Origin of the sequence: Mycobacterium sp., from assembly GCF_049280035.1 — a bacterium.
GTDB lineage: Bacteria > Actinomycetota > Actinomycetes > Mycobacteriales > Mycobacteriaceae > Mycobacterium.
Map to the genome: position 1 here is coordinate 1 of NZ_JBAPPI010000406.1, position 12,112 is coordinate 12,112.

At 66.1% G+C, this 12,112-nt stretch carries 13 protein-coding genes; 12 read left to right on the top strand and 1 reads right to left on the bottom strand.

The window, feature by feature from the left end; genetic code table 11:
• The 11 genes from WAN71_RS13520 to xerD all read left to right on the top strand — a co-directional run.
• Positions 1-472, top strand: a 472-nt coding sequence (locus WAN71_RS13520) for a hypothetical protein (protein WP_422225820.1), incomplete at its 5' end; no start/stop codon positions are given.
• A 1-nt stretch (position 473) separates the two neighbouring features.
• The gene (locus WAN71_RS13525; RefSeq protein WP_422225821.1) at positions 474-1,478 is read left to right on the top strand and encodes an HAD-IIA family hydrolase; all 1,005 of its coding nucleotides are present in this window, start codon (positions 474-476) and stop codon (positions 1,476-1,478) included.
• A gap of 22 nt (positions 1,479-1,500) precedes the next feature.
• Positions 1,501-1,677 (top strand): hypothetical protein, encoded by a 177-nt coding sequence (locus WAN71_RS13530; protein WP_422225822.1) that lies wholly within the window; start codon positions 1,501-1,503, stop codon positions 1,675-1,677.
• A 7-nt stretch (positions 1,678-1,684) separates the two neighbouring features.
• A complete protein-coding gene (locus WAN71_RS13535) occupies positions 1,685-2,494 on the top strand; it encodes a TlyA family RNA methyltransferase (RefSeq protein ID WP_422225823.1) in 810 nt (269 codons plus the stop codon).
• The gene (locus WAN71_RS13540; protein ID WP_422225824.1) at positions 2,491-3,414 is read left to right on the top strand and encodes an NAD kinase; all 924 of its coding nucleotides are present in this window, start codon (positions 2,491-2,493) and stop codon (positions 3,412-3,414) included. Before WAN71_RS13535 ends, WAN71_RS13540 begins: the two co-directional genes overlap by 4 nt.
• A 12-nt stretch (positions 3,415-3,426) precedes the next feature.
• A complete protein-coding gene (gene recN, locus WAN71_RS13545) occupies positions 3,427-5,205 on the top strand; it encodes a DNA repair protein RecN (RefSeq protein ID WP_422225825.1) in 1,779 nt (592 codons plus the stop codon).
• A gap of 103 nt (positions 5,206-5,308) precedes the next feature.
• Positions 5,309-6,505 carry a putative cytokinetic ring protein SteA gene (steA, locus tag WAN71_RS13550; RefSeq protein WP_422225826.1) on the top strand — a complete coding sequence of 399 codons (1,197 nt, stop codon included), beginning with the start codon at positions 5,309-5,311 and terminating at the stop codon, positions 6,503-6,505.
• Between the two features lie 13 nt (positions 6,506-6,518).
• The gene (locus WAN71_RS13555) at positions 6,519-7,460 is read left to right on the top strand and encodes a copper transporter (RefSeq protein WP_422225827.1); all 942 of its coding nucleotides are present in this window, start codon (positions 6,519-6,521) and stop codon (positions 7,458-7,460) included.
• 103 nt (positions 7,461-7,563) lie between these two features.
• Positions 7,564-9,321 carry a CTP synthase gene (locus WAN71_RS13560; RefSeq protein WP_422225828.1) on the top strand — a complete coding sequence of 586 codons (1,758 nt, stop codon included), beginning with the start codon at positions 7,564-7,566 and terminating at the stop codon, positions 9,319-9,321.
• Positions 9,314-9,937, top strand: coding sequence for an NUDIX domain-containing protein (locus tag WAN71_RS13565; protein ID WP_422225829.1), 624 nt, complete (start codon positions 9,314-9,316; stop codon positions 9,935-9,937). The genes WAN71_RS13560 and WAN71_RS13565 overlap by 8 nt, the downstream gene beginning before the upstream one ends.
• Positions 9,934-10,881: a site-specific tyrosine recombinase XerD gene (gene xerD, locus WAN71_RS13570; protein WP_422225830.1), complete on the top strand. Its 948-nt coding sequence runs from the start codon at positions 9,934-9,936 to the stop codon at positions 10,879-10,881. Before WAN71_RS13565 ends, xerD begins: the two co-directional genes overlap by 4 nt.
• A 7-nt stretch (positions 10,882-10,888) precedes the next feature.
• Here xerD and WAN71_RS13575 read toward each other — a convergent pair whose 3' ends face one another.
• A complete protein-coding gene (locus WAN71_RS13575) occupies positions 10,889-11,641 on the bottom strand; it encodes an O-methyltransferase (protein ID WP_422225831.1) in 753 nt (250 codons plus the stop codon).
• Between the two features lie 210 nt (positions 11,642-11,851).
• On the opposite strand from WAN71_RS13575, the gene WAN71_RS13580 reads away from it, so the two are divergent.
• Positions 11,852-12,112 (top strand): ParA family protein (locus tag WAN71_RS13580; protein ID WP_422225832.1); only part of this gene is annotated, 261 nt, incomplete at its 3' end.

Sequence of the window (12,112 nt, forward strand, 5' to 3'; positions counted from 1 at the left end):
CCGTATTGCCGCCGTCCGGGAAGCCGTCGGGATCGCCGCCTACCACAGTGGCGACTGGGCGCAGGCGCTCGCCGAATTGCGCGCGGCACGCAGGATGGGCAGCAAATCCCCGTTGCTCCCGCTGATCATCGACTGCGAACGCGGCCTGGGGCGACCAGAACGGGCGCTTGAGCTGGCCCGCGGGCCCGAGGCGGCCCAGCTCAGCGGCGAGGAAGCCGACGAATTGCGCATCGTCGCCGCCGGCGCCCGCGCGGACCTCGGTCAGCTCGAACAAGCCCTCACCGTCTTGTCCACACCGCAGCTGGACCCGGCGCGGAGAGGGGCGATCGCGGCCCGGCTGTTCTACGCCTATGCGGAGACACTGCTCGCGCTGGACCGGCGCGACGAGGCGCTGGAATGGTTCCTGCGCGCCGCAGCCGCCGACGTCGAGGGTGTGACCGATGCCGAAGACCGAGTGAGCGAGCTCGGCTGACGTGGGAACGCTTGCGCAGCAATATGATTGCCTACTTCTGGATCTGGATGGGACGGTATTCCACGGCCATGAGCTGACTGAGGGCGCGGCGGACTCGTTGGATAAGGTTCCCGGCCGCAAGCTCTTCGTCACCAACAACGCCTCGCGCAGTGCCGATCAGGTTGCCGACCACCTGCGCGACATTGGTCTGAAGGCGACGGCCGACGATGTGGTCACCAGCGCGCAAAGCGCCGCCCACGTGCTAGCCGGTCAACTGGCGCCCGAGTCCCGGGTGCTGGTGGTCGGCACCGATTCGCTGGCCGACGAAATCGCGGCGGTCGGACTACGGCCGGTACGCCTATTCCAAGACAAACCGCACGCCGTGGTCCAGGGTCACTCGACCGAAACCGGCTGGATCAACCTCGCCGAGGCGGCGTTGGCCATCCGGGCCGGAGCGCTGTGGGTAGCGGCCAACGTCGACGCCACCCTGCCCACCGAACGCGGTTTGCTGCCCGGCAACGGCTCCATGGTGGCCGCACTGAAAGCGGCAACCGATGCCGAGCCCCAGGTCGCGGGCAAGCCATCACCGACTTTGATGACAGATGCATTGGCGCGCGGCGACTTTCGCGCGCCGCTGGTAGTCGGCGACCGGCTAAACACCGACATCGCAGGCGCCAACGCCGCCGGGCTGCCCAGCTTGATGGTTCTCAGCGGCGTCAATTCCGCGCGGGATGCGGTGCACGCCGTGCGTGAACAACGCGCCACCTACATCGGCTACGACCTACGCTCGCTGCACCAGGATGCGGATGTGCTCGCGGTTGCTTCGCAACCCGCATGGCACGTCGAGACCGGGGACATGTCGGTGACGGTCAGCAGCGGACGCGAGGGTGAGGGGAGCGATGACCTGTCGGTCGTTCGTGCCGTCGCGAACGCCGTCTGGGCGAGCAACTGCGACGCACAAGCCGTCACCGTCAAAGCCGGCGACGACACCGCACACGACGCCCTGAAGCGGTGGTCCCTGGTGTGAATCCGATAGCGTTAAGACTGTAATGAGTACCCATCCTGATGAGATTCGCGCTCGGATCGACGCCGTGCTCGCCGAGCTACCTGATCTTGCCGACGTCGAGAACGTGCCCGCGGAAGCCGATCTCGAAGAGATAGCGCGCCGCCTGTCTGAAGCACACGACATGCTGGTGCAGGCGCTGGAGTCGGCGGAGAAGGGCTGAGTGCGCCGTGCCGCGGCGTAGCCGTGTTGACGCCGAGCTGGTTCGGCGCGGGCTGGCTCGATCTCGCCAGCAGGCCGCGGAGTTGATCGGCGCCGGAAAGGTCAGCATTGACGGCATGCCGGCAGTGAAGCCGGGCACCGCCGTCGCGGCGACTGCGGCGCTGCGCGTGGCCGACGACGGCGAGCGCGGCTGGGTGTCGCGGGGCGCGCACAAACTCATCGGTGCGCTCGACACGTTCGGGATCAGCGTCGCGGGTCGGCGCTGTCTGGATGCCGGCGCATCGACCGGTGGGTTCACTGAAGTGTTGCTCGATCGCGGCGCACGCGAAGTGGTCGCCGTTGATGTGGGTTATGGCCAGCTGGCCTGGTCGCTGAGGTCGGATCCTCGGGTGGTCGTCGTCGAGCGCACCAATGCGCGGGAGCTCACACCGGCGCTGATCGGCGGCCCGGTTGAAGCCGTCGTCGCTGACCTGTCGTTCATCTCGCTGACCACGGTGTTGCCCGCGCTGACTGGATGCGCGACGCACAACGCAGATATCGTTCCCATGGTGAAGCCGCAGTTCGAGGTGGGCAAAGGTCAGGTGGGTGCCGGCGGGGTGGTGCACGATCCCAAGCTGCGGGTGGGCTCGGTGCTTGCCGTCGCGCGGCACGCCGAAGAGCTGGGATGGCACACCGCCGGGGTCACCGCCAGCCCGCTACCGGGCCCGTCGGGCAACGTCGAATACTTTCTGTGGCTGCGCGCCGAGACCGATCGGGGTTTGTCTGCTGATGAATTGGAGAACGAGGTCCACGCAGCCGTCGAAGCGGGGCCGCAATGACGCGTGAGCGCACCGTCCTGCTGGTGGTTCACACCGGACGTGAGGAAGCTACCGAGACCGCGCGCCGAGTGCAGAAAGTATTGAGCGACAACGGGATTGGGCTTCGGGTGTTATCCGCGGAGGCGGTCGATCGAGGTTCGCTGCATTTGTCGCCGGATGATATGCGTGCGTTGGGTGTCGACATCGAGGTCATCGACCCCGACCCGGGCGCTGCGGACGAGTGCGAGCTGGTGATGGCACTCGGCGGCGACGGCACCTTCTTGCGGGCCGCGGAGCTGGCTCGCAACGCCGACATTCCGGTGCTGGGCGTCAATCTGGGCCGGATCGGCTTCCTGGCCGAAGCCGAGGCCGACGCTATCGACACCGTGCTCGAGCATGTCGTGGCCCGGAGCTACCGAATCGAAGACCGCTTGACGCTCGACATCGGGGTTCGGGTGAAGGGTGAGGTCATCAACCGCGGATGGGCGCTCAACGACGCCAGCCTGGAAAAGGGGCCGCGGCTGGGAGTGCTCGGAGTGGTCGTCGAAGTCGACGGCCGGCCGGTGTCGACCTTCGGCTGCGACGGCGTGTTGGTGTCGACCCCCACCGGATCCACGGCTTACGCATTCTCCGCCGGCGGGCCGATCCTGTGGCCAGATCTGGAAGCGCTCTTGGTGGTGCCCAACAACGCTCACGCGCTGTTCGCCCGGCCGATGGTCACCAGCCCGGACGCTGGCATCGCCATCGAAATCGAGGCCGACGGGCACGACGCAGTGGTGTTCTGCGACGGCCGGCGGGAAATGTTGGTACCGGCCGGTGGACGGTTGGAGGTGCGGCGCTGCGAGGTATCGGTGAAATGGGCGCGACTGGATAGTGCGCCGTTCACCGACCGCTTGGTCCGTAAGTTCCGCTTGCCGGTCACCGGCTGGCGCGGACGGTAACGGTGCTGCCTGGTGCTCAGTGAGATTCGCATCGAGGCGCTGGGCGCCATCAGCGTCGCCACGGCCGAGTTCGACCGGGGGCTGACGGTCCTGACCGGGGAAACCGGCACCGGTAAGACGATGGTGGTCACCGGTTTGCACTTGCTGGGCGGGGCTCGCGCCGACGTCAACCGGGTGCGCTCGGGCGCCGAGCGGGCCGTAGTCGAAGGCCGCTTCACCACTGCCGATCTCGACCCGAAAGCCGCTGCGCAGATCGACGAGATGCTGGACGCCTCGGGAGCCGAGCGTGATGAGGACGGCAGCATCATCGCGTTGCGCTCGGTCAGCCGCGAAGGTCCTTCGCGGGCCTACCTGGGCGGGCGCAGCGTGCCGGCCAAATCGTTGAGCGGTTTCACCACCGAGCTACTCACTCTGCACGGACAAAACGACCAGCTGCGGCTGATGCGACCCGACGAACAACGCGGCGCGCTGGACCGGTTCGCGGCCGTCGGTGCCCGGCTGGAGCGTTATCGCAAGCTGCGCGACGCGTGGCAGTCGGCGCGGCGTGACCTCGTCGACCGAAGCAACCGGGCCCGTGAATTGGCCCAGGAGGCCGACCGGCTGAAATTCGCCCTGCATGAGATCGACGCCGTCGACCCCGCACCTGGTGAGGATGACGCGCTGATCGACGACATCCGCCGGCTCTCGGAACTTGACGCGCTGCGCGAGGCTGCGGCCAGCGCACGTGCCGCCTTGTCCGGCGCGGCGGAGGAGGCCGACGTGATCGGCCAACCCGCATCAGCGGCCGACAGCGTGGCACGAGCGAAGACAGCGCTGGAGTCGACCGACGACGCCACGCTGCGTGGGTTGGCGGATCAGCTCAGCGAGGCGCTGACCGTGGTCGATGATGCCGCGCGTGAACTCGGCGACTACCTGAACGAATTACCCGCCGATGCCAGCACTTTGGACACCAAGTTGGCCCGGCAAGCCGAACTGCGCACGCTCACGCGCAAATACGCCGCCGACATCGACGGCGTGCTGAAATGGGCCCGCGAATCGCGCGATCGGCTGGCACATTTGGACGTCTCCGAAGAGGCGCTGGCCGGCCTGCAACGCCGCGTCGACGAACTTGCGACCGAATTAGCCTCCGCTGCAACAGAACTCAGCAAGACGCGTAGCCAGGCAGCCAAGCGACTGGCCAAGGAAGTCACTGGCGAGCTATCGGGCCTGGCGATGTCCGATGCCGAATTCACCATCACCGTCAGGAATATGCCGGCTGGTGACGATGACCCCGCCGCGCTGGCGCTGCCCTCAGGCGCGCAAGCCCACGCCGGCGGAGACGGTGTTGACCAGGTCGAGTTCGGCTTCACGGCGCATCGCAACACCACGGTGCTGCCGCTGTCGAAAAGCGCGTCCGGCGGCGAGCTGTCGCGGGTGATGCTGGCCCTGGAAGTGGTGCTGGCGACTTCTCCTTCCCGGATGGGTGGCACCACGATGGTTTTCGACGAGGTCGACGCCGGCGTGGGCGGCCGGGCGGCGGTGCAGATCGGGCGGCGACTGGCGCGGTTGGCGCGCAACCGCCAAGTCATCGTGGTCACACATCTGCCGCAGGTCGCGGCCTACGCCGATGTCCATCTCATGGTCGATAGCACGGGGAAAAACGGTGCCAGCGGAGTGCGGCGCCTGGACGGCGACGACCGGGTTGCCGAGTTGGCCAGGATGCTGGCCGGGCTCGGTGAGTCTGACACGGCGCGCGCCCATGCGCGGGAGCTGCTCGAGGCCGCAGACTGTGATCGGATTGCGACCTCGTGACGACATTCAATTGTGTGACAGATGTGACAAGATATAACTTCTGAGGCTGTTGTTACGGCGCGCCTCCCCGGTCGGGCTCACCTTCACCGACAGAATCGCCCCCATGAGTGTGACCACCAGGATGACTGCGCTTCTGTCTCGTACCGGTGGCTCGCGGCCAGGTGTCGTCGGCACTGCCCGAGTCGACCGCGACATCGACCGACTGCTGCGTCGGGTATGCCCCGGCGACATCGTGGTCCTCGATGTGCTCGACCTGGACCGGATCACCGCCGATGCGCTCGTCGACGCCGAGATCGCCGCCGTGGTCAACGCATCCCCGTCGGTGTCGGGTCGCTATCCCAACCTGGGTCCAGAAGTGCTGGTGGCCAACGGCGTCACGCTCATCGACGAGGCTGGGCCTGAGGTTTTCAAGAAGATCAGGGACGGCGCCAAGATCCGGTTATTCAACGGCGGGGTGTACTCCGGGGACCGCCGGTTGATCCGTGGCACCGAGCGCACCGACGAGGAAATCGCCGAACTGATGCAAGAGGCGAAGACTGGACTGGTCGCCCACCTGGAGGCGTTCGCGGGCAACACCATCGAGTTCATCCGAAGCGAAAGCCCGCTGTTGATCGACGGGATCGGCATCCCCGACGTCGACGTCGACCTACGTCGACGTCATGTCGTGGTGGTCGCCGACGAGGACCACGCCGCCGAAGACCTCAAGCGCCTCAAACCGTTCATCAAGGAGTACCAACCTGTTCTGATCGGAGTCGGCACCGGCGCAGAGGTCTTGCGCAAGGCGGGATATCGCCCGCAACTCATCGTCGGCGATCCGAATGAGCTCAGCACCGATGTGCTCAAGTGCGGCGCCCAGGTGGTGTTGCCCGCCGACGCCGACGGTCATGCATCGGGCCTGGAGCGCATCCAGGACCTCGGTGTCGGCGCGATGACGTTCCCTGCCGCGGGTTCGCCCACCGACCTGGCTCTGCTGCTGGCCGACCACCACGGCGCCGCCCTGCTGGTAACGGCCGGCCACAGCGCCAACATCGAGACGTTCTTCGACCGGTCGCGCCAGCAGAGCAACCCGTCGACCTTCCTCACCAGGCTGCGCGTGGGGGAGAAGGTGGTGGATGCCAAGGCGGTTGCCACCCTGTACCACAATCGAATTTCCGGCGGGGCGATCGCATTGTTGATCTTGACGATGTTGACCACGATCGTCGTTGCGCTGTGGGTGTCGCGCACCGACGCCCTGGTCCTGCACTGGGTCGTCGAGTACTGGAATCAGTTCTCTGCATGGATGCAACACTGGGCCCACTAGAACAGGAACCGACGTGATATCGCTACGCCAGCACGCTATATCGCTGGCCGCTGTGTTCCTGGCGCTGGCGGTCGGAGTCGTGCTTGGCTCGGGTTTCCTGTCGAACACCCTGCTGTCCGGATTGCGTGACGAATCCAAAGATTTGCACGGCCAGATCAACACGCTCAATGACCAGAAGAAGGCGTTGAGCGAAAAGATCAGCGCTGCAGACGCTTTCGATACCGAAATGGCAGGCCGGATGGTGCACGACGCGCTGAACGGCAAGTCGGTGGTTATTTTCCGCTCCCCGGATGCGAACAATGACGACGTCGATGCGGTGTCGAGGATCATCGGACAATCCGGCGGGGCTGTGACCGGCACGGTGTCGTTGACCCAGGAGTTCGTCGACGCCAACTCTGCGGAGAAGCTGCGGTCAGTCGTCAACTCATCGATTCTGCCGGCCGGCGCCCAGCTGAGCACCAAACTCGTCGACCAAGGCTCGCAGGCCGGCGACCTGCTTGGTATTGCGCTGATGATCAACCGGGACCCGGCCGTCCCGACCGTCGACGATGCGCAGCGCGATACCGTGCTGGCGGCGCTGCGTGACACCGGCTTTATCGGCTACGGGAACCAGCACATCGGCGCGGCGAATGCCGCGGCGATCATCACCGGCGGTGGCCTTGGCGACGACGCCGGAAATCAGGGTGTCAGCGTGGCCCGGTTCGCCGCAGCGCTCGCGCCGCACGGCTCGGGTGTGCTGCTTGCCGGGCGCAACGGCTCATCGGGTGGAACAGCGGCCGTCGCCGTGGCCCGCGCCGATGCCGCGGTGACGTCGGCAATCAGCACCGTCGACGACGTGAACGCCGAGTCCGGGCGGATCACCACCGTGCTGGGGATGGCCGACCTGGTCAACGGTGGCCGCACCGGTCAGTACGGCACCGGTCACGGCGCTACCGGCCTCACCATCGCGCGGTAGTCCGCCGGGCGTGTCAGCACCGAGGCGGCGGCGCTGATGTTAGGGTGGATTTCCGTGGGTCGGCAGGCCCAAACCCTGCGCCGTATTCACGGAGGTCGCTACATTGCGCAAGCATCCGCAGAGCGCCACTAAGCACCTCTTCGTCAGCGGTGGCGTCGTTTCTTCGCTGGGCAAGGGACTGACGGCCAGCAGCCTGGGGCAGCTGCTGACTGCGCGCGGGTTGCAGGTGACGATGCAAAAGCTCGACCCCTACCTCAACGTCGACCCCGGCACCATGAACCCGTTTCAGCACGGCGAGGTGTTCGTCACAGAGGACGGCGCCGAGACCGACCTCGATGTCGGCCACTACGAGCGCTTCCTTGACCGCGACCTGTCCGGTTCGGCGAATGTCACTACCGGACAGGTGTATTCGACAGTTATCGCCAAGGAACGCCGCGGCGAGTACCTCGGCGACACCGTCCAGGTGATCCCGCATATCACCGACGAGATCAAGAGCCGCATTCTGGCGATGGCCAAGCCGGACGCCGACGGAAACCGCCCGGACGTCGTCATCACCGAAATCGGCGGCACGGTAGGCGATATCGAGTCGCAGCCCTTTCTCGAGGCAGCCCGGCAAGTTCGTCATGATCTCGGCCGCGAGAACGTCTTCTTCCTGCATGTGTCGCTGATCCCGTATCTGGCGCCGTCGGGCGAATTGAAAACCAAGCCGACCCAGCACTCGGTGGCAGCGCTGCGCAGCATCGGTATCACGCCGGACGCGTTGATCCTGCGCTGCGACCGTGATGTTCCCGAGTCGCTGAAGGAGAAGATCGCGCTGATGTGTGACGTCGACATCGACGGCGTCATATCCACCCCTGACGCGCCGTCGATCTACGACATCCCGAAGGTACTGCATCGCGAGGAGCTTGACGCGTATGTGGTGCGCCGGCTCAACCTGCCGTTCCGCGACGTCGACTGGACCGAGTGGGATGACTTGCTGCGGCGCGTGCACGATCCACAAGAAACGGTCCGAATCGCGTTAGTCGGCAAGTACGTCGACCTGTCGGATGCCTATCTATCGGTCGTCGAGGCGCTGCGGGCGGCCGGCTTCAAACACCGGGCAAAGGTGGAGATCCGCTGGGTCGGTTCCGACGACTGCGAAACGCCAAGCGGCGCCGCTGCGCTGCTCGACGATGTCCACGGCGTGCTGATTCCTGGCGGGTTCGGCATCCGCGGAATCGAGGGCAAGATCGGTGCTATCCGATACGCACGGTCCATGGGTCTGCCGGTGTTGGGGTTGTGTCTTGGCTTGCAATGCATCGTGATCGAGGCGGCTCGTTCTGTCGGCCTGACCCAGGCCAATTCGGCGGAGTTCGATCCGGCGACACCGGACCCGGTGATCTCCACCATGGCCGATCAGCAGGAGATCGTCGCCGGCGAGGCCGATCTCGGCGGCACTATGCGGCTGGGGTCGTATCCCGCGGTGCTCGAGGCGGGTTCCATTGTGGCCCAGGCGTATCAGTCAACGCAGGTGTCGGAGCGGCATCGACATCGCTACGAGGTCAACAATGCCTACCGGGATCGGATCGCCGAAAGCGGCCTGAGGTTTTCCGGGACGTCTCCCGACGGCCACCTGGTGGAGTTCGTGGAATACCCGCCAGAGATGTATCCATTCATTGTCGGTACCCAAGCCCATCCCGAGTTGAAGAGTCGGCCGACTCGTCCGCACCCGTTGTTCGTCGGGTTCGTCGGGGCGGCCATCGACTACAAGGCGGCCGAGCGGCTTCCGGTGGAGATACCCGAGCAGCCATCGAACGGAAGTGAGCAACATGACGGGGTAGACCAGTCGTTGTCCGAGCCCGAACCTGTTGCCCGTGGCTGACCACATCTTCGAGACGATATCGTCCGAAACCCTGCATACCGGAAAGATTTTCGCACTTCGCAAGGACCAAGTCCGGATGCCCGGCGGCAAGCTCGTCACGCGGGAGATCGTCGAGCATTACGGTGCAGTGGCTGTCGTCGCGATGAACGACGAAGGCCGCATTCCGATGGTCTATCAGTATCGCCATCCCTTCGGTCGACGACTATGGGAGTTGCCCGCCGGACTGCTCGACGTCAACGGCGAAGCCCCGCATCTGACCGCCGCTCGGGAACTCCGCGAGGAGGCCGGCCTGCAGGCGCAGACGTGGCAGGTATTGGTCGATCTGGACTCCACACCCGGTTTCAGCGACGAATCCGTGCGGGTTTATCTGGCAACCGGTTTGACGCAGGTAGACCGACCCGAGGCGCATGACGAAGAAGCCGACATGACCTTGCAGTGGTACCCCATCGCCGAGGCGGTCCGCCGGGTGTTCAGCGGTGAGATCGTCAACTCCCTTGCGGTAGCAGGGATTTTGGCCGCATTCGCAGTCAGGGAAGGTTTTGCAAAACCGCGGCCGGTCGACACGCCGTGGGGGGACAAGTCGAAGGCGTTCGCCGCGCGGCAGGCCGCTAAGTGACCACGCTGGCGGCGCCGCTGGAGACCCAGCTACAGGGCTACCTCGATCATCTGACGATCGAACGAGGCGTGGCGGCCAATACCTTGAGCTCCTATCGCCGCGACCTGCGCCGTTACTTCGAGCACCTCACGCTGCGGGGCATCGATGACCTGGCCAAGGTCAGCGAGGGCGATGTCAGCGAATTCCTGGTGGCACTGCGGCGCGGCGATCCGGATTCCGGGGTCGTGCCGCTATCAGCGGTGTCGGCGGCACGGACGCTGATCGCGGTGCGCGGCCTGCACCGGTTCGCCACCGCCGAGGGCCTAGCCGAATTCGATGTGGCACAGGCCGTTAAGCCACCCACGCCCGGGCGACGGCTGCCGAAAAGCCTGAGCCTCGACCAGGTGCTCGCGCTGCTGGCCGGCGCCGGCGGCGACAGCCCGTCCGATGGCCCGTTGACGTTGCGCAACCGCGCGCTGCTCGAACTGCTCTACTCCACCGGCGCCCGCATCTCGGAAGCGGTCGGGCTCGATGTCGATGACATCGACACGCACGCTCGGTCGGTGCTGCTGCGCGGCAAAGGTGGCAAACAGCGGCTGGTCCCAATCGGACGGCCTGCGGTGCAAGCACTCGACGCCTATGTGGTGCGCGGGCGATCGGAGTTGGCGCGTCGCGGACGCGGGACGCCGGCCATCTTTCTCAATGCACGCGGTGGCCGGTTGTCGCGGCAAAGCGCGTGGCAAGTGCTGCAGGATGCCGCCGACCGCGCCGGGATCACCGCCGGGGTGTCCCCGCATACGCTGCGGCATTCATTTGCCACCCACCTGCTGGATGGCGGCGCTGATGTCCGGGTCGTTCAGGAACTGCTGGGACACGCCTCGGTGACGACGACGCAGATCTACACGATGGTCACCGTGCACGCGCTGCGCGAGGTCTGGGCCGAAGCCCATCCGCGAGCGCGGTAGGCGGCCGCTAGCCCAGATAGTCCGATTCCAACACCAGATCGGCGATCAGGCTCTGATACTCAAGGTGCGCTTTGTGTTCGGTGGTGCTCCATTGCTTGCCCTGCTGCTGACGCATGTATTCGCGGTACTTCGGCGCGCCGGGCACTCTGACGTTGTCGGCGACCACGATGGCCCCGGGATGCAGCCAGCCCCGTGCGAGGATGCTCTGCAGGTCCGCGAGGTAGGCGTCCTTGTCGTGGTCGAGAAATACGAAGTCGAGTGCGCCGGCGGTGAAGCCATGCTCGTCGCCCAGCCCATCGAGCGTGTGCCCGCCGTCGCCGATGGTGCCGACCACGCACGTGACCCGGTCGGCGACGCCGGCGTGCGCCCAGATCTGGCGGGCGTTGACGGCGTTGGCTTCGGCCAGCTCGACGGAGTACACCTTGGCGGCGGGGGCGGCCCCGGCGATGCGCAGCGCGCCGTAGCCGCAATAGGTGCCGAGCTCGAGCGCCAGCTTCGGGTCGGCGCGCCGGACGGCCGCGTCGAGCAGCGCGCCTTTCTCGTCGCCGACGTTGATCAGCATCGACTTCTCGTAGGCGAACCGGTCGATGGTTGCCAACACGTCGTCGATGTCGCCCGCGCGAGCGTGCTTGAGCACGTATTCGACTGCGGCGGCTTCCCGCCCGTCGCCGATCTGGCCCGTTGTCGTGATGTTGCGGACCCCCGTCGCCATTCGCCACATCGACCATCGCAGGAAGGGAATGCGCTGCTTCAGACTCATGAGCGCCACACTATCGCTGCGGCGACGGAGGTTGGGAAGTGAGAAAGCCGGGCAATCGAGCGGAGCCGGCCCAAATTGGCTGGTTAGGTTGTTGCGGGTCGCCCGGCGCGCGCGCCTTTACCCGTTAGACTCTCCTGCGATGTCCGCCATTTCCCAAACGCCGCGCATGCCGGGTCGGTCTGCGCAGCCGCGGCCGGAAATGACGCGCTCGTGACTGACGACGCCGACAGCGGCACCGGAGTCGGCCTGACCGGACGTCCACCACGGAAGATCCCCGAACCTAAGCCGCGCACGTCGCACGGCCCGGCCAAGGTCATCGCGATGTGCAATCAGAAAGGTGGCGTCGGCAAAACCACGTCGACGATCAATCTGGGCGCCGCACTCGCCGAATACGGCCGTCGCGTGTTGCTGGTCGATCTGGATCCGCAGGGAGCGCTGTCCGCCGGCCTGGGTGTGCCGCACTACGAGCTG

Bases quoted from the DNA above. Each gene is read 5' to 3' on its own strand.
- steA (WP_422225826.1), top strand. From the start codon at position 5,309: ATGAGTGTGACCACCAGGATGACTGCGCTTCTGTCTCGTACCGGTGGC.
- WAN71_RS13530 (WP_422225822.1), top strand. From the start codon at position 1,501: ATGAGTACCCATCCTGATGAGATTCGCGCTCGGATCGACGCCGTGCTC.
- WAN71_RS13575 (WP_422225831.1), bottom strand. From the start codon at position 11,641: ATGAGTCTGAAGCAGCGCATTCCCTTCCTGCGATGGTCGATGTGGCGA.
- WAN71_RS13540 (WP_422225824.1), top strand. From the start codon at position 2,491: ATGACGCGTGAGCGCACCGTCCTGCTGGTGGTTCACACCGGACGTGAG.